General features: G+C 67.7%; 17 protein-coding genes and 3 tRNA genes. 10 read left to right on the plus strand and 10 right to left on the minus strand.

Translation table 11 applies throughout. The features are described from left to right. Positions 1–36: 36 nt before the first annotated feature. Positions 37–1278, minus strand: a complete 1242-nt coding sequence (locus V5F74_RS13345) for a multicopper oxidase family protein (protein WP_394008516.1) — start codon at positions 1276–1278, stop codon at positions 37–39. A gap of 457 nt (positions 1279–1735) precedes the next feature. Here V5F74_RS13345 and V5F74_RS13350 point away from each other — a divergent pair. The 8 genes from V5F74_RS13350 (at position 1736) to V5F74_RS13385 (ending at position 10028) form a co-directional block, all read left to right on the plus strand. Continuing rightward, positions 1736–1820 (plus strand) — tRNA-Leu (locus V5F74_RS13350). 156 nt (positions 1821–1976) lie between these two features. After that, positions 1977–3329 (plus strand): trigger factor, encoded by a 1353-nt coding sequence (tig, locus tag V5F74_RS13355; RefSeq protein WP_394008518.1) that lies wholly within the window; start codon positions 1977–1979, stop codon positions 3327–3329. Between the two features lie 99 nt (positions 3330–3428). After that, the gene (gene clpP / locus V5F74_RS13360; RefSeq protein WP_024278719.1) at positions 3429–4064 is read left to right on the plus strand and encodes an ATP-dependent Clp endopeptidase proteolytic subunit ClpP; all 636 of its coding nucleotides are present in this window, start codon (positions 3429–3431) and stop codon (positions 4062–4064) included. A gap of 477 nt (positions 4065–4541) precedes the next feature. Next, entirely contained in the window at positions 4542–5810 is a 1269-nt protein-coding gene (gene clpX / locus V5F74_RS13365) for an ATP-dependent Clp protease ATP-binding subunit ClpX (protein ID WP_024278720.1), read from the plus strand. A 417-nt stretch (positions 5811–6227) separates the two neighbouring features. After that, the gene (gene lon / locus V5F74_RS13370) at positions 6228–8648 is read left to right on the plus strand and encodes an endopeptidase La (protein ID WP_024278721.1); all 2421 of its coding nucleotides are present in this window, start codon (positions 6228–6230) and stop codon (positions 8646–8648) included. Between the two features lie 325 nt (positions 8649–8973). Beyond that, positions 8974–9252 (plus strand): HU family DNA-binding protein, encoded by a 279-nt coding sequence (locus tag V5F74_RS13375; protein WP_024278722.1) that lies wholly within the window; start codon positions 8974–8976, stop codon positions 9250–9252. Between the two features lie 355 nt (positions 9253–9607). Next, positions 9608–9683: transfer RNA gene (locus V5F74_RS13380), tRNA-Val, on the plus strand. Positions 9684–9951: 268 nt separating this feature from the next. Next, positions 9952–10028: transfer RNA gene (locus V5F74_RS13385), tRNA-Asp, on the plus strand. Positions 10029–10355: 327 nt separating this feature from the next. On the opposite strand, the gene V5F74_RS13390 is transcribed toward V5F74_RS13385, so the two are convergent. From V5F74_RS13390 to V5F74_RS13420, 7 genes are all read right to left on the minus strand, one after another. Next, entirely contained in the window at positions 10356–12425 is a 2070-nt protein-coding gene (locus V5F74_RS13390) for a putative bifunctional diguanylate cyclase/phosphodiesterase (protein ID WP_394008522.1), read from the minus strand. A 100-nt stretch (positions 12426–12525) separates the two neighbouring features. Next, positions 12526–14076 carry a glycosyltransferase family 39 protein gene (locus tag V5F74_RS13395; protein ID WP_029558807.1) on the minus strand — a complete coding sequence of 517 codons (1551 nt, stop codon included), beginning with the start codon at positions 14074–14076 and terminating at the stop codon, positions 12526–12528. Between the two features lie 8 nt (positions 14077–14084). Further along, positions 14085–15287: a glycosyltransferase gene (locus tag V5F74_RS13400; RefSeq protein WP_081837743.1), complete on the minus strand. Its 1203-nt coding sequence runs from the start codon at positions 15285–15287 to the stop codon at positions 14085–14087. Positions 15288–15602: 315 nt separating this feature from the next. Then, positions 15603–17210, minus strand: a complete 1608-nt coding sequence (locus V5F74_RS13405; RefSeq protein WP_029558805.1) for an acyl-CoA synthetase — start codon at positions 17208–17210, stop codon at positions 15603–15605. 117 nt (positions 17211–17327) lie between these two features. Then, positions 17328–18317, minus strand: coding sequence for a class 1 fructose-bisphosphatase (locus V5F74_RS13410; RefSeq protein ID WP_394008525.1), 990 nt, complete (start codon positions 18315–18317; stop codon positions 17328–17330). Positions 18318–18384: 67 nt separating this feature from the next. Next, on the minus strand, positions 18385–18849 hold the full coding sequence (gene folB, locus V5F74_RS13415) for a dihydroneopterin aldolase (protein ID WP_245279410.1): 465 nt from the start codon (positions 18847–18849) through the stop codon (positions 18385–18387). Positions 18850–18904: 55 nt separating this feature from the next. Further along, the gene (locus V5F74_RS13420) at positions 18905–19870 is read right to left on the minus strand and encodes an ATP-grasp domain-containing protein (RefSeq protein ID WP_029558801.1); all 966 of its coding nucleotides are present in this window, start codon (positions 19868–19870) and stop codon (positions 18905–18907) included. A 36-nt stretch (positions 19871–19906) separates the two neighbouring features. Here V5F74_RS13420 and V5F74_RS13425 point away from each other — a divergent pair, with 36 nt between their 5' ends. Next, positions 19907–20611 carry a HisA/HisF-related TIM barrel protein gene (locus V5F74_RS13425; protein ID WP_029558799.1) on the plus strand — a complete coding sequence of 235 codons (705 nt, stop codon included), beginning with the start codon at positions 19907–19909 and terminating at the stop codon, positions 20609–20611. 184 nt (positions 20612–20795) lie between these two features. Further along, on the plus strand, positions 20796–24266 hold the full coding sequence (locus V5F74_RS13430; protein WP_394008527.1) for an autotransporter domain-containing protein: 3471 nt from the start codon (positions 20796–20798) through the stop codon (positions 24264–24266). An 88-nt stretch (positions 24267–24354) separates the two neighbouring features. Here V5F74_RS13430 and V5F74_RS13435 read toward each other — a convergent pair whose 3' ends face one another. Both V5F74_RS13435 and V5F74_RS13440 read right to left on the minus strand, forming a co-directional pair. After that, positions 24355–25188 carry a triphosphoribosyl-dephospho-CoA synthase gene (locus V5F74_RS13435; RefSeq protein ID WP_394008529.1) on the minus strand — a complete coding sequence of 278 codons (834 nt, stop codon included), beginning with the start codon at positions 25186–25188 and terminating at the stop codon, positions 24355–24357. 19 nt (positions 25189–25207) lie between these two features. After that, positions 25208–26344: an ATP-grasp domain-containing protein gene (locus tag V5F74_RS13440; RefSeq protein ID WP_394008531.1), complete on the minus strand. Its 1137-nt coding sequence runs from the start codon at positions 26342–26344 to the stop codon at positions 25208–25210. Between the last annotated feature and the right edge of the window lie 30 nt (positions 26345–26374).

The raw sequence follows: 26374 nt of genomic DNA on the forward strand, positions 1-26374 counted from the left end.
GGCGGGATAGATCTGTGATTCGACAGGGAAAACCGGTCAGGCCGTGACCTGATAGGTGGCCGAGGCGACCACCTCGCCATCGCCGCCCCGTTGCGCCGTGACGCTCCATGTCCCGGTCGCCTGGGCCAGAAGGGCCACCCTTACTGTCGCTTTAGCCGGCACAGGAACTGTGTCGTGCCACCACGGCTTCCAGCCATCGTCGAGGCTATCAAGCAGCCGCACCGCATGGCCGGCGACATAGACCGAAACCGGAGCGTCGAGGCTGTTGGCCAGGGTCAGAACCATTGCCTTGCCTGACTTCACGGTGCCGAGCGAGGCAGTGGCGCCACTCTTCCCCCCGATGGGCAGTTCCACACGAACGGCGTCCTTGAGGGGAATATCAGCCGGCAAATCGTTTGCCGGGAGCGGCGCGGGCGGCCCGGAGGGCATCGGGCCGGCGGGGCCGACGGGCGTGACCACCGCGAGCCGGATCGGCTCCTGGGCGGTCTCGACCTCGATGATGGTGGCATCCGCGTCGTCGATGGTGGCGGCGACATCCATTCGCCCGCCCGGCGGCATCTGGAGGCGGCCATCCTTCAATTCGAACGGCTGGGCGACCGGCTGCCCGTCGATGGCGATGGCGTAGGCCGCCGGGCCCTTCAAGCGCAGGCGCAGGAACAGGGGCGTGGCATTCACGAGCCGCAGCCGGCTGCGGCCGCTGGCCGGGCCCTGGAAGGTTGGCGAGAACTCGCCGTTCACCGGGAAGATCGGCACCCCGCTCTCGGGCGGAAACGACTGGATGAAGAGGAGATTGTCCGAAGCGTAGGCCGGGGTTCCGGGCTCGGCCACGATGAGCGCGCCGGAGAGCGCGCGGCGGGCGAGGGCCGGGGATGTCGCGTGGTACCAGAAGGTGCCGGCATCCTTGGGCGTGAGCCGGATGAGCTTGTTCTGCCCGCCCGCGACGGCAGCGGAGGCGGCGATCGCGGCTTCCGCCGGCATCCGCACGCCCTGCCACGTGAGGGCGACGCTCTCCTTGAGCGCATTGGCGAACTGGACCTGAAGCTCGCTCCCCTTCGTCACGCGAAGGACAGGACCCGGCAGAGAATCGTTGAAGAGCGCAAGGTTGCCCTGACCGGCAATCTCCGGCCGGCTGCCTTCCGCGGCCGCAAGCGCCACGGGGCTAGCGCCCTGGCCCTGCGCCAACGCCCAGTCCGGCAACAGGGCACCGGCAGCGCCGGCGAACGACAGGGCCGCAGCCCCCTTGAGAACGTTGCGACGAGAGGGAATCGACGGGCTCACGCTGCATCTCCTGGCGGGGTGGGTGGACCATGTTACGCGGCCGGAAAAAGGGCAAGCGGCTTTGCTCGCGCTCTCCCCAGCGCCGCTGCGCGGACCGCGTCGTCGGCGCCGCGTGTGCGTTGATCGTGTCTGCGAGCGGGAGCTTGGCAGCTCTCACTCTTCCGTCCGCCGGGCCATACGCTCCGCCGGCCTGCTTCGCGGGCGGAGATGCGGCGTCGTGCCGTGAGGCGAGCGCCATGGGGAGCGTGCGGTTGCGGGCGCCATTTTCTTGCTGCGCGGCCGCACGGGCATGATATAAGCCGCGACCCGAACGGCGCGTGCGGCCTCGTGCGCGAGCGGTGGAGCTGTGCCCGGAGGCGTCGTGCGCTCAAGCGCTTCGGTGCCGTTCCCGTGCCCGGCGACACCTCGCAGGCATGACGGGCCTTTGGGCGCGACGGGCCTTTGGCGAGACGGGGCCGCGGGCGTGGCGGAACTGGTAGACGCGCGGGATTTAGGTTCCCGTGACGCAAGTCGTGGGGGTTCGAAACCCTCCGCCCGCACCAATGCCGCCGCAAGCCCGCGCGTCGGTCGCCGCAAGGCGGTCCGGTCGGGGCAGGTCCACCGTGCCGCGCGGCCTCCGGCGATTGCCGCGGGATGCCGGTGACAGCGCTGAATTCAAGTTAACGCGCCTGGCGCGATGAGGATGTGAAGGCAAGACGATGCAGGTGACCGAGACCGGGGCCGAGGGCCTCAAGCGCGCTTTCCGTGTGGTGGTGTCCGCCGCCGACCTCGACGCCCGGGCCGACGCCCGGCTCAACGAGCTCAAGGGCCAGGTGAAGCTGAACGGCTTCCGCCCCGGCAAGGTGCCCGTGGCCCATCTCAAGCGCGTCTACGGCAAGTCCGTGATGTCCGAGATCATCGAGCAGACCGTCAACGAGACCAACGGCAAGATCGTCGAGGAGCACGGCTTCAAGCTCGCGCTCCAGCCCCGGATCAAGGGGCCGGAAGAGGACCCGCAGTTCCAGACCCTGCTCGACGGCGGCAAGGACCTCGCCTACGACGTGGAGCTGGAGATTCTGCCGAAGATCGAGCTCGGCAACTTCAAGGACATCTCCGTCGAGAAGCCCGTGGTCGAGGTGACCGAGGCTGAGGTGGACGAGGCGGTGCAGCGCATCGCCGACGCCAACCGCCCCTTCGCCACGAAGGAAGGCCCTGCCGCCGACGGCGACCGCCTGACCATCGACTTCACCGGCTATGTGGACGGCGAGAAGTTCCAGGGCGGCGAGGGCCAGGACATCGACGTCCTGCTCGGCTCCAAGGGCTTCATTCCCGGCTTCGAGGAGCAGCTCGTCGGCGCCTCCGCCGGTGAGAACCGCACCCTCAACGTGACCTTCCCCGAGGGCTACGCCGCCAAGGAACTCGCCGGCAAGGCCGCGACCTTCGAGGTCACCGTGAAGTCCGTCGACGCGCCCGGCGCCATCGCGCTCGATGACGCCTTCGCCGCGACCCTCGGCCAGGAGAGCCTCGAGAAGCTCCGCGAGACCGTGAAGGCCCGCATCGCGCAGGAATATGCCGGCGCCGCCCGCCAGAAGGTGAAGCGCGCTTTGCTCGACGGCCTCGACGCGACTCACAAGTTCGACGTGCCGGAAGGCCTCGTGGAGCAGGAATTCTACGGCGTGTGGAGCCGGGTGAACGAGGATCTCGCCGCCCAGAGCCGCACTTTCGCCGATGAAGGCACCACCGAGGAGGAGGCCCGCCAGGACTACCGTCGCATCGCCGAGCGTCGCGTGCGCCTCGGCCTGGTGCTTGCGGAAATCGGGGAGCGCAACAATATCCAGGTTTCCGACGACGAGGTGACGCGCGCGGTGGTCGAACGGGCCCGCCAGTTCCCCGGCCAGGAGCAGCAGGTGTGGGACTATTACCGCCGCACCCCCGAGGCTCTGGCGTCCGTGCGCGCCCCCCTGTTCGAGGAGAAGGTCGTCGACTTCCTCCTGGAGCTTGCCAACGTGACCGAGAAGACGGTCACCAAGGAAGAGCTCTTCAAGGATGACGAGGACGAGAAGGCGGCCTGAGGCTCGGGTCGCGATCCGTCCTGCGACGAATTCGCGCGGCACGCCGGCAGCGGCGTGCCTCTACCCGCGCCCTCCCTATGCGCCCCCGGGGGTCTTAAGATGCGTGATCCAGTCGATACTTATATGAATTACCTGATCCCCATGGTGGTCGAGCAGACCAACCGTGGCGAGCGGTCCTACGACATCTTTTCCCGCCTCCTGAAGGAGCGCATCCTTTTCCTTACCGGCCCGGTCGAGGACGGCATGGCCACCCTCGCGGTGGCGCAGCTGCTGTTCCTCGAGGCGGACAATCCGAAGAAGGAAATCTCGATGTACATCAACTCCCCCGGGGGAGTGGTGACGTCGGGCCTCGCCATCTACGACACCATGCAGTTCATCAAGCCGGCGGTGTCGACGCTCTGCATCGGCCAGGCGGCCTCCATGGGCTCGCTTCTGCTGACCGCGGGCGAGAAGGGGATGCGATTCGCGCTGCCGAACGCCCGAATCATGGTCCACCAGCCGTCCGGCGGCTTCCAGGGCCAGGTGACGGACATCATGCTTCACGCGCAGGAAATCCTCAGCCTCAAGAAGCGGCTGAATGAAATCTATGTGAAGCACACCGGCCAGCCCTTCGAGGCCATCGAGAACGCCCTCGAGCGCGACAACTTCATGACCTCCGAGGCCGCCAAGGAGTTCGGGCTCATCGATTCCGTGATCGACAAGCGCCCGACCGACGAGGCCGCCAAGGCCGCCTGAGGTCGAGCACGAGCTTGGCCGCAAGGCCGGGCGGGGCGATAGCGATAGTTGGGCAACACGTCCGGCGTTCTCGCATTGCCCCACTTGCGTGCGGTGCAAGATCGCGCTTGCATGTCGTTAAGCCGGCATCGGATGCCGCGTTGTCGGCCCCCGCCTGATGGTGGGGGCCTTCGCGTTTCAGGGCCATGAACCATCGGGGTCCGGAGTTCGTAATGAGTTCCGGGTTCAGATTTGCGAAAGGTCGTGGGCAGACGATCGGCGGACGGCGCGACCCCAGGGTCGGCGGCGGTGCATCCCTTGGTCTGGGGAATGTCGCCAGCCTGCCTTGATCGCGTCGCCTCAGGGTGATTGGCTTTTGCAAAGTCGATCACCACATTCGGGTTTGGCGAGGTTTTTGCTTCGTGCAAAACCCATAAGAGGCCCTGACGGGACGGCCGGTCCAAATGTCCGGTTCGTGAGGGCGTTAGGAGACGTGAGATGAGCAAGACCGGCGGCAGCGACAGCAAGAACACGCTTTATTGCTCGTTCTGCGGCAAAAGCCAGCATGAGGTCAGGAAGCTCATCGCCGGACCCACCGTGTTCATCTGCGACGAATGCGTCGAGTTGTGCATGGACATCATCCGGGAAGAGTCGAAGTCCTCTCTGGTGAAGTCGCGGGATGGCATCCCGACCCCGAAGGAGATCCGCAAGGTCCTTGATGACTATGTCATCGGCCAGGACCACGCGAAGAAGGTCCTCTCCGTCGCGGTGCACAACCACTACAAGCGTCTCAACCACGCCACCAAGCACGGCGACGTGGAACTCGCGAAGTCCAACATCCTGCTGATCGGGCCCACCGGCTCCGGCAAGACGCTGCTCGCGCAGACGCTGGCGCGCATCCTCGACGTGCCCTTCACCATGGCCGACGCCACCACGCTGACTGAAGCCGGCTACGTGGGCGAGGACGTGGAGAACATCATTCTCAAGCTGCTCCAGGCGGCCGACTACAATGTCGAGCGGGCGCAGCGCGGCATCGTCTACATCGACGAGATCGACAAGATCAGTCGCAAATCCGACAATCCGTCCATCACCCGCGATGTCTCGGGCGAGGGCGTGCAGCAGGCCCTGCTGAAGATCATGGAAGGCACGGTCGCGTCCGTTCCTCCCCAGGGCGGCCGCAAGCATCCCCAGCAGGAATTCCTGCAGGTGGACACCACCAACATCCTCTTCATCTGCGGCGGCGCCTTCGCCGGCCTCGACAAGATCATCTCGTCCCGCTCCAAGGGCTCCACCTCCATCGGCTTCCAGGCCAAGGTGGCGCCGCCCGAGGATCGTCGGCCCGGCGAGGTGTTCCGCGAGGTCGAGCCCGAGGATCTGCTGAAGTACGGCCTTATCCCCGAGTTCATCGGCCGCCTGCCCGTGCTGGCGACGCTGGGTGATCTCGACGAGGAGGCGCTGAAGAAGATCCTCTCCGAGCCGAAGAACGCCCTGGTCAAGCAGTACCAGCGGCTGTTCGAGATGGAGAGTGTCGACCTCACCATCCATGAGGAGGCCCTCGGCGCCATCGCCCGCAAGGCGATCGAGCGCAAGACCGGCGCCCGTGGCCTCAGGTCCATCATGGAAGGCATCCTGCTGGACACCATGTTCGATCTCCCCGGTCTGGAGGGGGTCGAGGAAGTGGTGATCAGCCGGGAAGTCGTCGAGCAGAATGCGCGCCCGCTCTACATCTACGCCGATCGCGTCGGCGATGCAGGCGCCAGTGCGTGACGTGTCGGGCCCCGCGCCTCTCCCCAGACCTTGCGGTTTCGGGAGAGGGCGGGACGCGACCGGAGTTCAACCGGCCCGGACCCTTTCCGGCCGGCGGATGGTCCCGGTTCGGGTCAGGGCCCGGGGCATGAGGCGGGAGATGACGGCCGGGGCCGTGGCGCCGGTCCGCCCTCTTCTCGGGGCGTTTGCCCGGAAGGGCCAATCCTCCAAAGAGGTCAATGGTGTGCCCTTGAAACGGGCAGGTTGCGTGTCCATCTACTTTTCGAAAGTTCCGGTCTCGGGGGTCGGACCTCGTGCCTCCTGCGGCGAAAGCCGCTTCAGCATTGAAAATCCACACCCGTCTCCGGCCGCGTGCACGCGCGGCAACGCAGTTCTGCGCCCAAATCCAGCGCGTGCACTTCTTGAAAGGATTGCGTCATGACGAGCCAGAAGCCGCGCCCGCCGCTCGTTGCCGGAGTGTCCCAGACCTTCCCGGTCCTCCCGCTTCGCGACATCGTGGTGTTTCCCCACATGATCGTCCCCCTGTTCGTGGGTCGCGAGAAGTCCATTCGCGCCCTCGAAGAGGTCATGCGCGGCGATACCTATATCCTGCTCGCCACCCAGGAAAATGCGTCGGATGACGATCCGGCCCCCGAGGCCATTTTCCCGGTGGGCACGCTCGCGACCGTGCTGCAGCTGCTGAAGCTGCCCGACGGCACCGTGAAGGTGCTGGTCGAGGGCGTCAGCCGCGCCCAGGTTACCCGCTACACCGAGCGGACCGACCTCTACGAGGCCGAGGCCATCACGCTCGACGACGAGGTCGGCGACCGCGTCGAAGGCGAGGCGCTCGCGCGCTCGGTGGTCACCGAGTTCGAGAACTATGTGAAGCTCAACAAGAAGGTGTCGCCCGAGGTGGTCGGCGTCGTCAGCCAGATCGACGACCATTCCAAGCTCGCCGACACGGTGGCCTCGCATCTCGCGGTGAAGATTCCCGAGAAGCAGGGCGTGCTCGAAACCCTGAAGGTTCCCGATCGCCTCGAGAAGGTGCTCGGCCTGATGGAGAGCGAGATCTCCGTGCTCCAGGTGGAGAAGCGCATCCGGACCCGCGTGAAGCGGCAGATGGAGAAGACCCAGCGCGAGTACTACCTGAACGAGCAGATGAAGGCGATCCAGAAGGAGCTGGGCGACGAGGACGGCAAGGACGACCTGCAGGAGCTGGAGGACCGCATCAAGCGGACCAAGCTCACCAAGGAAGCCCGCGAGAAGGCGACGCACGAGCTGAAGAAGCTCCGCCAGATGTCGCCCATGTCGGCCGAAGCCACCGTCGTGCGCAACTATCTGGACTGGCTGCTCTCCATCCCGTGGGGCGTGAAGAGCAAGGTCAAGAAGGATCTGAACTACGCCCAGGAGATCCTCGACAGCGATCACCACGGCCTCGACAAGGTCAAGGAGCGCATCGTCGAGTACCTGGCGGTCCAAAGCCGCGCTAACAAGCTCACGGGGCCCATCCTGTGCCTTGTCGGCCCTCCGGGCGTCGGCAAGACCTCGCTCGGCAAGTCCATCGCCAAGGCGACGGGCCGTGAGTTCGTGCGCGTGGCCCTTGGCGGCGTGCGCGACGAGGCGGAGATCCGTGGCCACCGGCGGACCTACATCGGGTCCATGCCGGGCAAGATCATCCAGTCCATGCGCAAGGCCAAGAAGTCCAACCCGCTGTTCCTGCTGGACGAGATCGACAAGATGGGCGCCGACTTCCGCGGCGATCCGTCCTCGGCCCTGCTCGAGGTTCTCGACCCCGAGCAGAACCACACCTTCAACGACCACTATCTTGAGGTGGATTACGACCTCTCGAACGTCATGTTCGTGACCACGGCGAACACGCTGAACATCCCGCCGGCCCTTCTGGACCGCATGGAGGTGATCCGCATCGCCGGCTACACGGAAGACGAGAAGGTGGAGATCGCGCGCAAGCACCTGATCCCCAACTCGCTCCAGAAGCACGGCATGACCGAGAAGGAGTGGACCATCGACAACGAGGCCCTGCTCCTGCTCATCCGCCGCTACACGCGGGAAGCGGGCGTGCGCAACCTCGAGCGTGAGATCTCCACCCTCGCCCGCAAGGCGGTGAAGGAGCTCATGCTCTCCAAGAAGAAGTCGGTGAAGGTCACGGGCAAGAATCTCGAGGACTTCATCGGCGCCCCGCGCTTCCGCTACGGCGAGGTGGAGAGCGAGGACCAGGTGGGTGTCGTCACCGGCCTCGCCTGGACCGAGGTGGGCGGCGAGCTGCTGACCATCGAGGGCCTCATGATGCCCGGCAAGGGCAAGATGACGGTCACGGGCAACCTGCGTGACGTGATGAAGGAGAGCATCTCCGCGGCGGCGTCCTACGTCCGCTCGCGGGCGGTGGACTTCGGCATCGAGCCGCCCCTGTTCGAGCGGCGCGACATCCACGTCCACGTTCCCGAGGGGGCGACCCCGAAGGACGGTCCGTCCGCCGGCGTTGCGATGGCCACGGCCATCGTGTCGGTCATCACCGGCATCCCCGTCCGTCGCGACGTGGCGATGACCGGCGAGATCACCCTGCGCGGCCGGGTGCTGCCCATCGGCGGTCTCAAGGAGAAGCTCCTTGCGGCGCTCCGCGGCGGCATCAAGAAGGTGCTGATCCCCGAGGAGAACGCCAAGGATCTGGCGGATATCCCGGCCAACGTGAAGAACGCGCTGGAGATCGTGCCGGTGTCGCGCATGGACGAGGTACTGGCCAACGCGCTGGTTCGCCCGCCCGAGCCCATCACCTGGGAAGAGCGTCCGGTGAACAACCCGCCGGTCGCTGACGAGGACAACGCGGGCGTGGTCGCCCACTGACGCGAAAAACAGGCCGGATTGTCCGCAACCCGGCCTGTTTCAACAGTTTCTGAAACTTTTTCAGAGGGCGTGTCGCCGCCATCCCCGGACGTTCGGGGAGCGCGGGGCACGCCCTCAGTCTTTTCAATGACTTAAACGGGATTCCGGCGTGTCGCCGCGTGTGGCCTGCGCCCAGGCTCTTCGCAGGCGCACAGCGCAAAATCGTGCATTGGTGCGGGTTTGGCGCCAATCGCGCTTGCAAAAGCCTTATTTTCCGTGATGCTCGCGCCGTTCGTCAGGGCTAGCCCTGCACGATTCGCGTTCTGACAACGGAAGGAAAGGTCAGATGACCACCAAGAACGAACTGATCGCCGCCGTGGCCGAAGAGGCGAAGCTGACGAAGACCGCTGCGGCTGCGGCTGTGGACGCGACCTTCGACATCATCGCCAAGGCGCTCAAGGATGGCGAGGAAGTCAAGCTGATCGGTTTCGGCAGCTTCTCCGTGGTGACGCGCGCTGCCCGTGAAGGCCGCAACCCGCGCACCGGCAAGCCGGTGAAGATCAAGGCTTCCAAGGCGCCGAAGTTCACCCCCGGCAAGGGTCTCAAGGAAGCCGTCAACGACTGATCCGGCTCTCGGCCCGGGCGCACGCTGCGCCGGCCGTGATGCCGTTGCATGTGCCTCTCCGGATCGATGTCCGGGGGGCTATCCGGACGCTCCCGGCCCGGCCGTACCGGGCGGAGCGTCCCCGATCCGACGAGCCCCAGCCTCGCGGATTCAGGGCGCACGAAGCGCCTGCGCGCCAGGCGCGAGATCCGGCCATCGCGCCCACGTTTCCCAAAACCATTTTTCCCGAAGGCGTCCGGCGGACGGGCACGCGCGCCATGCCGGCGCGCAGCCGCTGTTCCACGCCCCAGCCGCATTCCCGCCCTTGCCGCTGCGGCCTGGGCGGATTATAGCGCCGGAAGGTCCTGCGACGACCGGGCGGTTAGCTCAGTTGGTAGAGCATCTCGTTTACACCGAGAGGGTCGGCGGTTCGAGCCCGTCACCGCCCACCATGTCCAGCTCCATCCTCTCCCCACGTCGGCATCCGCGATTCCACCCATGCGGACGTGGGCCGTTCGCGCCTCCGCGCGCGCTGCGAATCCCCGCAAACATCGGTCAGAACCCGCAATGCCGGCAGTGCCGCAAAGCGTTGCCAGCGCTCAATCTTAAGGGGGCTGTGGACAACTTCCCGGCAAAAAATGCGCGGCTTGCTTGACTTGGGCGGAGGGGTGCCGTACCACGCCGCTCTCCTCGGCGGTCGGCAAGACCTTCCGCCGGTCCGGGGGTGTAGCTCAGTTGGTTAGAGCGCCGGCCTGTCACGCCGGAGGTCGCGGGTTCGAGCCCCGTCACTCCCGCCATTTATCATCCCAAAACAATCGGTTCTTTGCCCCGCTCACAATGTGAGTGCGAGGGTGGTTGCCGTCTCGAAGCCTCGACTGGGCAGACGTCTTCTGGCCCGTCGTCGTCGGCCGCCTGTGATCGGCCTGCGCAGCCCGCCCTCGGACTTTATCTGATCAAGCATGGAACTGGCCCACGAGCCCCTAACGGGCGCCTCTGAGGCGGGGAATGCGTTTCCCGTGGCTCTCGCGGGGCCGCCTTCCGCCCGGCCGCCTACGCGCGGTTTGTGTTGGCTGCGGGACAGCGAGGCCAGAGTTGCCTCGCCCGTCTTTCCCGTCTTTCCCGCCTCAGCCGTGCTGCGCCGCGCCGCGGAGATAGGCGGCGAAGGCATCGGCGGGCAGGGGGCGGGAAAACAGGAAGCCCTGGCCGAGCCGGCAACCCGCCGTGACCAGCAGTGCGCACTGGTCTTCGGTCTCGATGCCCTCGGCGACCACTTCGATGCCGAGCTTCTGCGCCATCACGATGATGGCCTCGCACAAGGCGAGATCGTCGGAGCCGCGCTCGACGCCCTGCACGAAGGCGCGGTCGATCTTGAGGAAATCGACGTCGAACTTCCTGAGATAGGCGAGGGATGAGTACCCGGTGCCGAAATCGTCGAGGGAGAGGGCGATCCCCATTCCCTGCAGCCGCTCGAACTGGTCGCGTACCGTGTCGCTCAGTTCCACCAGCAGCCCCTCGGTGATCTCCACCAGGATGCGCCGGCCGGACAGTCCATGCTCCGCGAGGCGCTCGGCCCAGGCGTCCAGCACGTCAGCGGACTGGCGGAACTCCACCGGGGAGCGGTTGACGCCGATGCGGATGGGCGGCAGGCCGGCGGCGTCCCAGGCGGTGATCTGGCGCAGCACGTCCTCGAACACCCACTGGCCGATGGCGATGATCTCGCCGGTCTGCTCGGCCACCGGGATGAACTCTGCGGGGCTGACGAGCCCCATCTGCGGATGCTGCCAGCGCAGCAGCGCCTCCGCCTTCACCACCTCGCCCGTCCCAAGGTCGATGATGGGCTGGTAGAACAGGCGGAACTGGTCGCCGGCGATGGCGCCGCGCAATTCGTTGGCGATGCGGCCGCGCCGTGTCGCCTCCTCTTGCAGCGCGCTGCGGAAGAAGCGGCAGCGGTTGCGGCCCAGCCCCTTGGCCTCGTACATGGCCTGGTCGGCATGGCGGACCAGCGCTTCGGCGTTCTCGCCATCCTGCGGGAACACGGCGATGCCGATGCTGACCGAGGAATAGGCGAGGTCTGCCCCCAGACGGTAGGGGGCACCGAGTGCCTGCCTCAGGTCGTCCGCCAGTTCGCGCAGCCGCCGGATGTCGTCTTCGGCGGCGACGATCATGAATTCGTCCCCGTTCAGCCGGCCGACCGTATCGCCCGCGCTCAGGCGCTCTGCGAGGCGCCGCGCGGCTTCCTTCAACAGCATGTCGCCCTTGTCGTGGCCGAAGGCGTCGTTGATCTCCTTGAAGCGGTCGAAGTCGATGAACAGCAGCGCCATGCGCCGGCCGGTCCCGCGCGCCCGCGCGATCTCCTCCTCCAGCCGCTGGTAGACCAGGCGCCGATTGGGGAGCGCGGTGATGTCGTCGAAATTGGCATGATACCAGACCGCCTCCTGCGCCTTCTTCTGGGCGGAGATGTCCTCGACGATGGACCAGATGTAGGACCCGCCGTCGCTGGCATGGAGCCGCACGCCGGTGAGGCGCAGCGGCACGAGACTGCCATCCTTGCGGATGTATTCCTTCTCGTAAGGGCCGTAATGGCCTTGGGTCAGCAGGGCATCGAGCTGCTCGCGCTCCTGCGAGGCGTATTTCGTCGGCGTCAGTGCCCAATAGTCCAGCCGCCGCAGCTCGTCCGGGCTGTAGCCGCAGATGGCGCAGAATGCGGAATTGAACTCGAGGTAGCTGCCGTCCATTCCGTTCAGCACGATGCCGAGGGGGGAAAGTTCGAACAGGCCGCGCAGCTTCTCCTCACTGTCGCGCAGGGCAGGCTCGGTACGCCTGATGTCGGTGATGTCGACGGACACGCCCACGAGGGAACACGTCCGCCCGACCTGATCACGGATGGCGCGCCGCAGCGTGTGCAGGGTGCGATCCTGGCCGAGGGCGACGTTGCGCATCACCTCGTCGCACGCGACGGCAGAGCCCTCCAGCGCGCGGCGATCGTTCTCCATGAGGCGCATCACCTGTTCTGGCGGGAAGATGCCTTCCCCCGTGCCGCCCACCACCTCGGTGCGCGGGATGCCCCACTGTTCCTCGCAACGCCGGTTGATGAGGATGAACCGGCTGTCCGGGTCCTTGACGAACACTGGCACGGGGATGGCGTCGAGCACCGCCGGCATTCCCTTTTCGAGCCAGTCGAAAATCCCGGACATGCCGCTTCCCGCCCCCACTCGCGACGCTCAAGGTCAAGCTATCATGGACCGGGTCCGTGAACAGGAGGTACCGGGGCGGCCAAAAGTAGCCCCCGCAGTCCTATCGCGTCGAGGGATCGCCGAGATAGCCATGCCCGGTCGCGAGCACCGCCAGCGCGACCATCGTGCCGGCGTGGCGGATTTCCACCGTTTCCAGCCGTTCGACGCTCTGGAAGCGCCGGCGCATGGCGTTCATCTGGGCTTCCGATCCGGCGACATCGAGCACGAGCACTGCGTCGGCGCCTTGGCGGCCGTGCTGGATGTCGCTCATGAGGAAGCCGCGGCAGTCGTCGCCCATGCAGGCGACCGGCCAGGACGGGCCGAGGGCGTAGCCCACCTTTCCGCCCATATGCCAGACGGGCGTCGCCACGAAGGCATAGGGGCCGGGTGTCAGGCCGTGGCGCCGCACGGCGGCGTCGAGGTCGCTCCAGGTCGCGAGTTCCCGCAGCGGGTCGCCCCCGGTGCCGGAGACCGCCGTGCCGAGGGAGGGCACCATGGAGACCGTGGCGATCACGGCCACGCCCGCTGCCGTGAAACCCGCGGACCAGACCGTCCAGCCCCGGATCGCGGCGTTGACGGCCCAGCGCTGCGCGGTGGCCCGGCCGAGCAGGGGGAAGAGCATGAGATAGCCCGGCGCGGCCCAGTGGAAGAAGGGCTTGGCGCCCGACCAGGCCGCCACCATCGGAAACACCAGCACCGGCCCGGCCGCGAGGCACAGGAGCAGGAGGGCGCGCGGGTTGACGGGCCGGGCCCTGAGCGCACGCACCGCCGCCGCCACGAGGCCGACCCAGATCCACGGCGTCAGGAACAGGGCGATGCCGCCCACCACCATCAACGCCATCAGCGGGTGGAAGCCCGCCGCCGACGCCCGCGCGCTCTGGAAGGCGAGGGAGGCAAAGCCGTTGCCGACGTTCCAGGCAATCACCGGCGAGAACAGGACGAGGGCGACCACGCCGCCCGCATAGGGCCACACGGTGCCGAGCCATTTCCGCTGCCGCGGGCACAGCAGCAGGAACAGGAGGGTTCCGGCGAACAGGAAGACGCCGTGATACTTGGAGAGCAGCGCCAGCCCACCCAGGGCTCCGGCCAGAAGCCACAGGGCAGGGTGGGCCCGCTCGTCGAACAGAACGTGGGCGATCGCCAGCGTTCCCGCGAGCAGGAAGGCGATGAGCGGTCCGTCCGGCAGTACCCAGGTGGCGCTGGTCAGGCCCAGCACGGGCGCGCACGCCATCAGCAGCGCCGCCCACACCCCGGCCCAGCGGCCGAACAGCCGGGCCGTGAGCAGATACATGAGCACGGTCGAGAGGGTGGAGAGCAGCAGGAACGGCGCGCGCACCGCGAGCGGCGCCTCCGAGCCGAAGAGAACGGCGGAATAATGCGCCAGCCACCATGCCATGGGCGGATGGTCGAAATAGCTCAGCGCCGGGATGCGGCTGGTGACGACGGTGTAGGATTCATCGTTGCCGAGGCCGGTGGTGGCGGCGAACAGGAGACGCACGGCCAGTGCGAAAACGAGCACGGCGGCAAGGGCCGAGGCGGGGGAAATCCGGTCCTGCAGCGTCTTGAGGCCTGCAGGCCGGTCGCCGACGCCAGGCCTTGCGAGACCTGGCATGGAGACGCTCACTTGGACGGTCCCCAGACGAACAGGGAGGTCATGGCGAAGTTCCAGACCGCGCCGATCACGGAGCCCGCAACGCCCGCGAGCCACCAGCGCCATCCGCCCTCGAACACCCAGCTGGCGACGCCCACATTGGCCACCGCGCCGGCGCCGCAGATCAGGTAGAACTTGAGCAGGGCCGGCAGCATGGCGAGGCCGCTCACCCGCCGGTCGCGATAGGTGAAGACGTTGTTCATGGCGAAGTTCGACGTCATGGCGCCGATGGTCGCGATGGACTGGGCCACGGCGAAGCCGAGCCCGACGAGCAGTCCGCCCTTCAGCATCAGCAGGTGCAGCACCAGCCCTGCGCCGCCCACGGCCGAGAACCAGACGAAACGGGGCGAGATGGTGCCGCCGCTGACCTTGAAGATCAGGAGGGTGACGAAATCGAGCATCGTGCGGCTGTCGAGCTTGCTGTCACCCTCGTCACGGGCGGCGAAGGCCATGGGCACTTCCACGACCCGCATTGGTTCCTTGCTTGCTGTCATGATGTCCAGGAGGATCTTGAAGCCGTTGGGCGAGAGGGCGGGCGCGAGGCGTTCCACCAGCGCACGGCGGATGAGGAAGCAGCCGCTCATGGGGTCGGACGTCTTGATGCCGAGGATGCGGCGCGCCATGCCGGTGGCCGTGCGGCTCATGGCGCCGCGGCGGCGGTTCAGCCCGTCGGCGCTGCCGCCATCCACATAGCGGCTGGCAACCACGAGGTCTGCATCGGGGGACCGATCGAGCATGGTCCGCAGCACGTTCACATCGTGCTGGAGATCACCGTCGATGACGGCGACGAGTGGCGCCTGGGCAGCCAGCATCCCCTCGATGCAGGCGCCGGCGAGGCCGCGCCGGCCGATCCTGCGGATGCAGCGGACGCGGGGATCCCGCTCGCCGATCTGCCGCACGGTGTCTGCCGTACCGTCAGGCGAATCGTCGTCGACGAAGATCACCTCGTAGGGGACGCCCTTCAGCGCGCCGTCGATGCCGACGAGCATCCGCTCGACGTTGCCGCGTTCATTGAAGGTGGGGACGATGACGGACAGCCGCGGCACCGCGGGCAGCGCGCCGGCGGTCACGCCGTCCGTCGCATCGGATTCGGGCTCGGCGCTGCTCGGCCGGATGGCGCCGGGGCCGCGGGGAGACGAGGAACCGAAGGGAGCAGGCGCGGAATCCGGCATTCTTTGTGCGTTATCCTACGGCCTTGCGAAACGATGGGTCGAAGGTACGGTCGCGCTGGGGCAGCCGGCGCAGATCCTTCCGGGAACGTGGGGGAGAGTGCCGCAAGCCTCCCCCATGTCGAATGTCACTACCTGTCCGGCTGACCAGCCAGCCCAAGGATGTCAGGCAGCCTCTCCCGTAAGCGATGGGGGCGCGCACCGCAAGCCTCCCCCTCGTTTGGCAAGGACACTAGGAAGCCAAGCTTACAGCCGGCTTACGGCTTTGAGGCGCGTTCCGCCGCAGTCTTTCCGGGGAATGCGGGGCTCGCTCCCCGGCTACCCCCTTGCGCGCAGCTCGCGGCGGAGAATCTTGCCGGTGGCGGTCATGGGCAGGGCATCGGTGAAGGAGACGAGGCGAGGATATTCGTGGGCGGAGAGGCGGGTCTTCACGAAGTCCTGGATGTCCTTCGCCAGCGCCTCGGAGGGAGCAACGCCCGGCTTCAGCACGATCCACGCCTTCACCGCCTCCGTGCGGAGCGCATCAGGAACGCCCACCACCGCCACCAGCGCCACCGCCGGGTGCTTGAGGATGCAGTCCTCGATCTCTCCGGGGCCGATGCGGTATCCGGCTGAGGTAATCACGTCATCGGCGCGGCCGACATACCAGAGATAGCCCTCCTCATCCTGCCGGCCCATGTCGCCGGTCAGGAGGAAATCGCCGGCATATTTCTGCGCGGTGGCCTCGGGATTCTTCCAGTATTCCAGCATCATCACCGGATCGCCGCGACGGATGCCGATGTGGCCTTCCGTTCCGCAGGGAAGCTCGTGGCCCGCGTCATCCACGATGCGCACGTCATGGCCAGGGATGGCCTTGCCCATGGAGCCGGGGCGGATGGGGAAAAAGCTGGAGTTGGAGCCGACCACGAGATTGCATTCAGTCTGCCCGTAGATCTCCCGCGCCTCGACACCCAGCCGCTCCTCGACGAAGGCGCCCAGCTCGGCCCCCAGCGTCTCGCCGCCGGTGAGGAGGGAGCGCAGCTTCAGGCCGCTGTGCTTCACGTCCGCCTGCCGCAGCAGCTTTAGCGCGGTGGGGGGCAGGAAGACGTTGCGCACATGATGGTCCGCCATCAGCGCCATGGCCGCGTCGGGATCGAACTTCTTGGCCCGGTGGGCGAGCACCGGCACGCCGAAATAGAGCGAGGGGAAGAGCACGTCGAACAGCCCGCCGATCCACGCCCAGTCGGCCGGCGTCCAGTGCAGATCGCCCGGCTGCGGCATGTATTGGTGGACGAACTCGATGCAGGGCAGGTGCCCCAGCAGCACCCGATGGCCGTGCAGCGCTCCCTTCGGGTTTCCAGTGGTGCCAGAGGTGAAGATGATGATGCCGGGATCGTCCGGCCCCGTATCCACCGGCGTGAACCGGTCCGAGCCCTGCGCCAGCGCCGCGTCGAAGGAGAGGGCGCCGCCACTGTCGGGGCCGATGACGAAGACATAGGCGAGGTCGGGCAGGTGGTCCCGCACCCGCATCAGCTTGGCGAGGCCGCCCAGATCCGTCACCAGCACCTTCGCGCCCGAGGCGGCGAGCCGGAATTCCAGCGCCTCGTCGCCGAACAGGGTGAACAGCGGCACCGAGATCATTCCCGCCTTGAAGGCGGCGATGTGGGCGATGGCCGTCTCCGGCGCCTGCGGCAGGAACACCGCCACGCGGTCGCCACGCTGGAGGCCCTTGGCGACGAGGACGTTGGCGAAACGGTTGGTGAGGGCTGTCAGCTCGTCGAAGCTGTAGGAGCGGACCGCGCCCGTCTCCTCCACGAAGATCAGCGCCGGCTTGCCTGATCCGTCCGCATGGGCATCGGCACAGGCGACACCCATGTTGAAGCGGGCCGGCACCTGCCAGGAAAAGGCGCGCTTGAGCCCCGCATAGTCATCGGCCGGAACGAGCATCGTCACCTCCCTCGGCGCCGCTCTGCCGGCGGCTGCGCTTTAAGGAAACGATCGAACGTTTTTTTCCGGGGGAGGTCAAGGCTCTCCCGCGCGCCACAGGCGCGCGGGACGCACGCGTCAGTAGTAGGAGGCGATGGCTTCCACTTCGGCCTTCGAGCCGAACACCAGCGGGATGCGCTGGTGGATGTGGTGGGGCTGGATGTCGAGGATGCGCGTCGTGCCGTCGGTGGCGGCGCCCTTGGCCTGCTCCACCAGGAAGGCGAGGGGGAAGGCCTCGTAGATCAGGCGCAGGCGGCCGTTGTCGTAGCCCTTGCGCTTGTCGCGCGGGTACACGTAGACGCCGCCGCGGGTGAAGATGCGGAAGGCATCGGCCACCATGGAGCCGACCCAGCGCATGTTGAAGTCCTTGCCCCGCGGGCCTTCCTTGCCGGCGAGGCAATCGGCGAGATAGCGCTGCATGGGCGCGTCCCAGTGCCGGACGTTGGACTGGTTGATCCCGTATTCCTTGGTCTCGGCGGGGATTTCCACATCGGTGCGCGCCAGCAGGAACTCGCCGGTGCGGCGGTCGTGCACGAACACCTGCGTGCCTTCGCCGAACGTGGCGACGAGGATGGTCGCCGGGCCATAGGCGAGGAAGCCGGCCGCCACCTGCGCCGAGCCCGGCCGCATCACCGCGTCCTCGGGCTTCGAAAATGCCGAAGCGTCATAGGGCATGATGGAATAGATGGTGCCCACGGACACGTTGGTGTCGATGTTGGACGAGCCGTCCAGCGGGTCCACCGCCACCACGAGGCGGCCTTCGGGATTGAGCGGGATCAGCTCCTCGCTCTCCTCGGAGGCGAGGAAGGCGGTAGGGGTGGGCAGGAGCTTCTCGCGGATCAGCTCCTCGGCCACCACGTCGAGTTCCTTCTGGGCGTCGCCGCCGGCGTTGGGATCGACGCCACGGATGTTGGCGAGCCCCTCCTCCAGCGGGCCGCGGGCCACGAGGTCGGCGATGCCGAGCCCGGCCTCGGCGATGGCGGTCACGGTGGCGGCCACGGCCTGCCGCGACGCGTCGCTCCCTGCCCAGTCCGTGAGATAGGTCTTGAGGCTCACAGCAACGCTCACCTTGTGCTCTCCTTCGATCCGCCGGCTGGGCCGACGGCAGTCCGATCGGGTTTCGTCTTGCCCCGCCTCAGCGGGTGCGGACGATCTCTATACCGACATCGCCAAACACGCCGGTGACAGGCGCGCCCGGCTTGTGCACCACCACACGCACCTGCTCGACCATCTCGAAATGGTCCAGAAGGCGCGTGGAGATGCGCTCCGCCAGCGTCTCGATAAGGTGGACGGGATCGTCCCCCACCACCGCGGCGACCTGCTCATAGATGCCCTGGTAGGACACCGTGAGGGCCGCATCATCCGCCCAGGCGGCGGGGCGTGTATCGAACCAGCAGTCCACGTCGATGATGAAGCGCTGACCCAGCTCCCGCTCCGCGTCGTACACGCCGTGACGCGCATAGAAGGGCAGTTGCCGCAGGAACAGCCGGTCGGTGTTGTGGGGCCGGGTACGGGGCGCGGGGTTCGCGTCGGCCTGCGTGTCCGCAAGGGCGGTGGGATCTTCGGAGGTCATCTCATCCTCGCGCGGAGGCGCCGCCATGGGCGCGCTCCCTGCCTCAAACTCGATGCCTTCCTATTGGTTTCGCCGCCTGCTTTCAACGGATCTTCACCTCGACCGGAGTCGGACGCGGCAGCCGCGGCATGGAGGGCGGCACGCCCTCGCGGATCAGTTCGGGCACGAAGGCGAGCGGATTGACGCCGAGTGCCGCGTGCAGTCCGGCATAGGACGCGGTGACGCGCGGGTTCACCTCCGCCACGACAGGGCCTTCCGGCGTCAGGATCACGTCGATGCAGACGATGCCCGAGAGGCCGGGAATGGCTTCCACCACCCGTCTCGCCGTCTCGGCAAGGCGTCCGTCCTCATCCGCGATGCCGCCGACCTGCACGCCCTCGAAGGCGAACACGCCCACAAGGTGGCTGATGCTGAGGCGGTTCGCCGCGAGCAATGTCACCCCGTCCGGCCGCACCAGCACGCTGAGGCTGGCGAGGTTGCCGTTGAGGAAGGGCTGGACGACGAGGCCACCGGCGCGGGGCAGGGCAGCCCTGTTCGGCCAGGCGCGGGCGGCGGACCAGCCCGTGCCGTCCTCAGGCCGTGTCACCAGATCGCCGTCGAGCCCGGAGGGCAGGGCATCGAGCGGGTAGGTCGGGACGTGCGGAATGCCGTACTCCGCGAGGCGGCGGGCCAATGCCAGCCGGTTCGAGGTGAGGATGACGGCCTCGCCGGAACTCGCGAGCGTGCGGGCCCCGCCCTCGCGCATCAGGCGGGCAAGGCGCGCCAGTAGGCCGCCGGCCTCGGGGGCGATGGGCCACACCACGTCGGCATCCTGGGCGAGGCCGGACCAGATGATCCAGGGATCGTCGCCCTTGCGCACCGGCACCGCCTCCTCGTTGGGCGGCGGCAGGCGGTCGTCATAGGCCAGCACCACGTTGATGCCGACAAGTTCCTGGAGATCGGTGACGATGGCGTCGCGGATCAGGCGCCCCTCCGCCAGGGCCGCCTCGGGCAGGGGCTTGTCGCGCATGCCGCCGGATGTCACGTACTCGCAGATGAAGACGCGCATGGGGCTCCTCTCGCCAACGCTCAGCCGGACCTCGACATGCAGCTTATCCCCGTCGTTGACCTGAAGGGAGGGGTGGTCGTGCGTGCCCACAGGGGCGAGCGCGAGGCCTATCGTCCCATCGTCACGCCGCTTTCCCCCTCGGCCCGGCCGCGGGACGTGGTGGCGGGGCTGCTCTCGCTCGCCCCGTTCCGCACCCTCTATGTGGCTGATATCGATGCCATAACCGGGGCAGGCCGCAACGATGACGCGATCGCGGAACTCGTCCGCGACTTCCCCGGCCTCGACCTGTGGGTGGATGCCGGGGAGTGCGATCCGGCCCAGATCGTCGCCCGCGCCAGATCCCGGCTCGGCACCAGCATCGTCGGAACCGAAGTCCTCGGCGAGGCCGACGTGGAGGCTGCGCTCGCCGTGGACGGAGTGATTCTCTCCCTGGACCACGATGCCGCTGGACCGCGCGGGCCGGCGCGTGCGCACCGCGATGCGCGCCTCTGGCCGGCCCGCGTGATCGTCATGACGCTCGCCCGCGTCGGCAGCGGCGAGGGGCCGGACATGGCCGCGCTGGAGCGCACCGGCCGGCTGGCCGAGGGGCAGGGGGCGGCGCCCGCGCTCTATGCCGCCGGCGGCGTGCGGGGGCCAGCGGATCTCGAAGCCCTCGCTCGGGCCGGCGTTGCTGGTGCGCTGGTGGCGAGCGCCCTCCACGACGGGCGGATCGATGCGGAATCCGCACGCCGGTGGGCCTGAGGCGCAGGCCGCCATTGGGCTTGCCTGCCGGGGCATCTGCTTAGCCTTGAGCCCGGTTCACTGTTACCTTCTCGCCACACTTGCAAATGGAGATGCCGCAAGGGTGCCCCGTGTCACGGAACTGTAGCACGGCCCCCCTAGGCAGGGCTGAGCCTCACGATCCTCGCGCCCGGAATTGCCCTCCATGATGATCCGTCTGCCGCTGCTCCATTCGTCCGCGAGCCGCATCGTCCTGGCCCTCGTCTGCACCGGCTCTGCGGTGCCCGCCCTTGCCGGATCGTTCACCGTGCCGCCAGCCACGGGCCAGCAGACCGTCTCCGGCAGCGACACCGGCAAGATCGACGCCGATGCGATCATGAATACGGGCTCGTCCGCCTCCATCGTGTGGAACGGCAACGCCACCGCCTCCCCGGGCGTGGTCATCACCAATTCCGGCACCATCACCTCCACCAACCGGACCATCGACACCACGGGCGCCTTCACCGGGACCTTCACGCTCGACAACAAGGCCGGCGGCAAGGTCACGTCGAAGGATGATGCCTTCCGCATCAACGGGCCGCTCGCCAACGGCACGGTGGTCGTCAACAACGCCGGCGTCATCACCTCGCAGACCGGGCAGGCGCTGGACTTCGACAAGGCGACCGCGGCTACGGCCACCATCACCATCGGCAACACCGGCACCATCTCCTCGGCCGGCTCGGACGCCATCCGCCTGGGCGGCGGCACCATCGGCATCACCAATTCCGGGACGATCGCGACCACCTCGTCCGGCAAGCGCGCCATCAAGTTCGACACGGCCTCGAACTTCGACACGCTGAAGAGCCTCACCATCACCAACGAGGCGGGCGGCGTCATCACCGGCACCGACGATGCCATCAAGATCTCGTCCACCACCAGCAGCACCGCGGCTCCGGTGATCTCCATCACCAATGCGGGGACGATCCAGTCGAAGTCGGGTGGTCAGGGCATCGACCTCGGCGACATCTATTCCACCAACGCCACGATCACGATCACCAACCAGAAGACCGGCCTGATTACCGCCGCCGACAATGACGGCATCCAGGGCACCAACGGCGTCACCATCAACAATTACGGGACCATCTCGTCCTATTACGCGGCCGGCACCGCCGACACGCAGAACAATTCCGCCGTCAAGGTGAGCGGCGACGACCAGGGCCACGCCATCACCCTCAAGGTGAACAATTATGCCGGCGCCCTCATCACCGGCGCCTATCACGGCATCAAGGCCACCGGCACCGACGACAACCTGATCGTCACCAACAACGGCACCATCGAGGGCCGCAACGGCTCGGGCGTGAATTCCAACGGCACCGGCACGCTGACCAATTACGGCACGATCTCCGGCACCTTCGATGCGGCGGCGAGCTTCGGCGATGGCGACGGCGTGGACTTCGACCACGCCGGCACGGTCCTGAACTACGGCACCATCCAGGGCCTCGGCTCCAAGGGTATCAAGCCGGGCGAGACCAAGCCGAGCACCTCCGAGGGCATCGCCATCGGCGGCGGCCTGATGGTCAACGGCGACGCGGCCCACACCTCGGCGCTGATCTCCGGCGCCAACAACGGCATCCTCATCGACGACAGCAACAGCGGCGATGCCTACGCCGCCGCGACCGTCACGAACTACGGCACCATCCGCGGTCTCGACGGCTACGGCATCCGCTACGTGAACTCTGGCGTCGATCCCACCAAGTCGCTGACCGTCACCAATTACGGCACCATCTCCGGCACCACCTACGCGGTGCAGATGGGCAACGGCAACGACCTGTTCGTGGTCGGCGCGGGCAGCAAGGTGGTCGGCATCGTGGATGCGGAGGGCGGCTACGACACGCTTTCGCTCAAGACCATGAGCGGGGCGCTCGACTTCGATCTCGGCCAAGTGGGGAACGCCGCGACCTATCGCCATTTCGAGGAAGTGGTCACCGACGGGTCGGTCTACCTCTCCGGCACCAGCACCTTCTCCGGCACCTTGAACATGGGCAAGAGCGGGAGCTTCGGTCTGAATGACCTTTATGCCCCCGACGCCCATTTCAAGAGCGAGGCCGGCTCCACCGGGCCGCGCGGAATCTGGGGCCATGGCACCATCGGCAGCCTCGATGCGGTGGACATCATCATCGACCCGTCAAGTGGCCCGTCCAACGCGACGGGCACCATCGCCGTGAAGGGCGATGTTTCCCTGACCAACACCAGTTACTGGGCCAACATCAATCCCGATGGCTCCTCCGACCTGATCAAGGTCGATGGAAAGACGACCCTCAACGGGGCGGACAATCGGGTCTTCGTCGCTGGTCAACTCGAGTGGGGCGCGCGCTACACCCTCCTGTCGTCCGCAGGCGGGATCAGCGGGACGTTCGGAACACTCGACACCTACGGCCCCACGTATCTCTTCATCGCTCCGGAACTGAGCTACGACGCGACCCACGTCTATCTGGAACTGGAGCGCAACGGCATCGCCTTCGCCACCTACGCCACGACCCCGAACCAGCGTTCGGTGGCCGGCGCGCTGGAGCGTGCGGGCATCGGGCCGACGAAGACGTCCGCGCTCTACACTGCGTTCGTCACCCAGTCGCTGGGCGACAGCCCCCACCTCGCCCTCTCCCAGCTCTCCGGCGACCTCTACGCCACGCTGCCCGGCCAGTTGGCCAACGAGAACATGATGGTCAACGACCTCATCCTCGGCCGCCTGCGGCAGGCGGGCTACAGCAGCGCCAAGGGGGCGGAAGCCGCGCTCGGCGCGGGCGGGCCGGCCCGCGCCTATGCCGACCCGGCGACGCCGGGTGCGCAGGCCTTCAAGGCCATCAAGGCGCCCGAGCCGGGTCCGGTTTGGACCACCTGGGCGCAGGGCTACGGCCAGTGGCTCTCCACCTCGGCCAACGGCAATGCCGCGGCGGCTGACACCAATCTGGGCGGCCTGCTGATCGGTGCGGACGTTTCGGCCAGCAACTGGGTGATGGGCCTCGCCGCCGGCTATTCCTCCGCCTCCACCAGCGCGGACGCGGCGTCGGCGAACACCGAGACCTGGCGCATCGCCGCCTACGGTGGCGCCACCTTCGACGCGATCAAGCTCCGCGCCGGCGCCAGCTACGGCTGGAGCAGCATCGACCAGAGCCGCTTCGTCGCCCTCACCGGCGAAAGCCCGAAGGCGAGCTACACCGGCACCGCCGGCAACCTGTTCGCCGAAGCCGGCTACACCTTCGCGTTCAGCGGCGTGGCGCTGGAGCCCTTCGCCGGTATCGGCTGGACCAGCGTGGATCTCGGCAGCTTCATCGAGAACAACGCGCCTGTCGCCGGCCTGTCCTCCACCGGCACGTCGTTCGACACCGCCTATTCCACCCTCGGCCTGCGCATCGCCACCAGCTTCAACGCCTCCGGCATCGTCGTGACGCCCCACGCCTCGGCCGGCTGGCGCCACGCCTTCGGCGATGTGACGCCCCAGACGGTGCTGAGCTTCATCAACACCGGCACGGCCTTCGGCATCGATGGCCTCGCCATCGCCGAGGACAGCATCGTCGGCTCGGTGGGAATCGACTTCGCCTTCGCCACCGGCGCCACCTTCTCGCTGGGCTACGAGGGCATGGCCGGTGACGGCACCAGCTACAACGCCGGCAAGGCAACGCTGGCGGTGAAGTTCTGAGGAGATCTGGCGCGCGGGCAGGGCTGAGCGCCCCCGCATCGCGCGCCCGTCTCGTCGGCCACGGGGAGCAAGGGACGCGCCTGAGGCCTCAGCCCCTGGCCTGCTGCTCGATCAGCGCGGCGAAGATGCTCGCCACGGTCAGGTCGGCGCTGGTGCCCGGGTTGAGGCCGCGGGCCTTCAGGCTCGTGTCGAAGGCGAGAAGCGCGTCGTGACGTTCGCCCGGTGATAGGCCGGAGAGCCCGCCACGCAGCGCCATTGCCTCCTGCCGCACCACCTCCGCGTGCTCCGCCCCGAACTTGCGGGCGATGTGGCTGTCCGGAAGCGTCGCCAGGAAGGCGAGGTAGGCGTCCTCGATGCGCCGCCGCTCCAGCGGCCCGCCGGCAAGCGCGGGAACGCCGAGCGCGAAGAGGTCGGCGTATCCGGTCACATACTGGCGGGCGATGGCGTCCCGATCGGCGGCGAGCGCCATGGCTTCCCGAAGCGTGATACTGGCCGGGGCGCGCACATCCGCTTCGGCCGATGCGCCGAGGCCGCCTGGCGAAGCGGCGGCGATGGCGTGGAAGGCGTTTCCGGCGTCGGCGAGATTCAGCCCGTCGAGCACCCGTACCAGCTGATCCCGGAGCGGCCCGCCGCCCTCGGCCGTCACCGCCAGAGGTGCGCAGAGCAGGATGATGCCGAGATTGGTGTTGCAGCCCGCGACTGCAAGCGAGGCTTCCACCGCGGCCAGCACCCGCGCGCCGACGGAAGCGCCGGCGCGGGCGATGGCAGGGGCCGCGGCAGCGGCCGCCGCCTCGAACTGAGTGGTTTCCATGCCGTGCCCGGCGGCGAAGACATGGACGTTGCCGGGTTTCAGCGCGGACAGTTCGGCAAGGCAGGCGGCGCTGAAGGCTTCCGCCACCTCGGCCGGCGCAAAAGCCCTCATGCGGTGACGCAGGCGGTGCTCACGGGGCCGGTTCCATCACCGCGCCGAGGCCGAAGTCGCGCAGCAGGGCCTGCGTGCGCTCGCGCATGCGCGCCTCGGCGACTTCCGGCGTGGGGCCGGTGGCGCGCACGGTGCAGAGCGGGGCACCCTTCAGCACCGAGGCACCCGCGGGCGGTCGGTCGGCCACGAATTCGGGCCATGCATCCTGCGGCACCACCATGTCGTGCGCGGCATAGATGACGCCGGCGGCGTGCGCCTGCGCGGGCACGGGCAGCACTTCCGGCAGCCTGCCGCCGCAGGCCGCCAGATGCAGGCCGAGCAGGGGGGGCAGGGGATCGGTGTCGAAGATGTCGAGGGTGGCGCCGGGACGGGGGTTCACCTCCACCAGGCACCAGCCGTCATCGTTCACCACGAAGTCGAGCGAAACCAGCCCCACCAGCCCGCAGGCGAGCGTGACGCTGAGCGCGCCCTTCAGCATCTCCCCGGCGAACGCTTCCGGCAGGGCGACAGGCCCCGCGGCGCCGCCATAACGGAAGGGATGTTCCGCGTCCTGCGCGTGCCATTGCCGCGAGGCGCCGATGACCCGGGCGGCGCTGCCATTGGACAGGAGAAGCAGAGAGAGGGACTGCCCGTCGACCTCGCGCTGGAGATAGTGGCCCGGCGCGGGCGGGGAGAGGTCGCCGGGCGCGCGCCGCCGGATGTGGGCACCGCCCGCCCCGCCGATCTTCTTCTCCAGCACCGGAGCGTCGCCGAAGGTCTCGGCGGTGGGCGCTTCGAGCGAAACGGCGGGGAAGGGAATGCCGAGATGGGCCGCGAGGGCGGCAAGCGCGATGGGGTCCTTCAGCACGCGCACGATGGCCGGCGCGTTGCCAAGGATGGGGTTGCGCTCGGCGATGCGGGTCATGAGGGCGGTGTCGTCCTCCAGCCCGCCACCCAGCACCACCGGCAGCCCGGTGGGCGCGAGGGAGTGGAGCGCCTGGATCAGGTCGTCGCCATCGAAGGCGCAGCCGTTCTTCTTGTGCACGCGCACGCAGCGCGCGGTGTGAGCACAGGTATCGAGATCAGCGAACAGGTCGAACGAGAGCGCGGCGAAGCCGGCACGGGCGGCGCTGGCCGCCAGCGGCCGGGCGGAAATGGCGATCAGAGCAATATCCATATGGATCCCAGCCTGTTGGTTCGGAGCCCA

The organism is Xanthobacter aminoxidans (genome assembly GCF_043193615.1).
Lineage (GTDB): Bacteria > Pseudomonadota > Alphaproteobacteria > Rhizobiales > Xanthobacteraceae > Xanthobacter > Xanthobacter aminoxidans.

Bases quoted from the DNA above. Each gene is read 5' to 3' on its own strand.
- V5F74_RS13435 (WP_394008529.1), bottom strand. From the start codon at position 25,188: ATGAGGGCTTTTGCGCCGGCCGAGGTGGCGGAAGCCTTCAGCGCCGCC.
- V5F74_RS13405 (WP_029558805.1), bottom strand. From the start codon at position 17,210: ATGCTCGTTCCGGCCGATGACTATGCGGGGCTCAAGCGCGCCTTTTCC.
- V5F74_RS13420 (WP_029558801.1), bottom strand. From the start codon at position 19,870: ATGCGCGTCTTCATCTGCGAGTACGTGACATCCGGCGGCATGCGCGAC.
- clpX (WP_024278720.1), top strand. From the start codon at position 4,542: ATGAGCAAGACCGGCGGCAGCGACAGCAAGAACACGCTTTATTGCTCG.
- V5F74_RS13395 (WP_029558807.1), bottom strand. From the start codon at position 14,076: ATGCCAGGTCTCGCAAGGCCTGGCGTCGGCGACCGGCCTGCAGGCCTC.
- V5F74_RS13400 (WP_081837743.1), bottom strand. From the start codon at position 15,287: ATGCCGGATTCCGCGCCTGCTCCCTTCGGTTCCTCGTCTCCCCGCGGC.
- lon (WP_024278721.1), top strand. From the start codon at position 6,228: ATGACGAGCCAGAAGCCGCGCCCGCCGCTCGTTGCCGGAGTGTCCCAG.
- V5F74_RS13425 (WP_029558799.1), top strand. From the start codon at position 19,907: ATGCAGCTTATCCCCGTCGTTGACCTGAAGGGAGGGGTGGTCGTGCGT.
- V5F74_RS13430 (WP_394008527.1), top strand. From the start codon at position 20,796: ATGATGATCCGTCTGCCGCTGCTCCATTCGTCCGCGAGCCGCATCGTC.
- clpP (WP_024278719.1), top strand. From the start codon at position 3,429: ATGCGTGATCCAGTCGATACTTATATGAATTACCTGATCCCCATGGTG.
- folB (WP_245279410.1), bottom strand. From the start codon at position 18,849: ATGGCGGCGCCTCCGCGCGAGGATGAGATGACCTCCGAAGATCCCACC.
- V5F74_RS13390 (WP_394008522.1), bottom strand. From the start codon at position 12,425: ATGTCCGGGATTTTCGACTGGCTCGAAAAGGGAATGCCGGCGGTGCTC.
- V5F74_RS13440 (WP_394008531.1), bottom strand. From the start codon at position 26,344: ATGGATATTGCTCTGATCGCCATTTCCGCCCGGCCGCTGGCGGCCAGC.
- V5F74_RS13375 (WP_024278722.1), top strand. From the start codon at position 8,974: ATGACCACCAAGAACGAACTGATCGCCGCCGTGGCCGAAGAGGCGAAG.
- tig (WP_394008518.1), top strand. From the start codon at position 1,977: ATGCAGGTGACCGAGACCGGGGCCGAGGGCCTCAAGCGCGCTTTCCGT.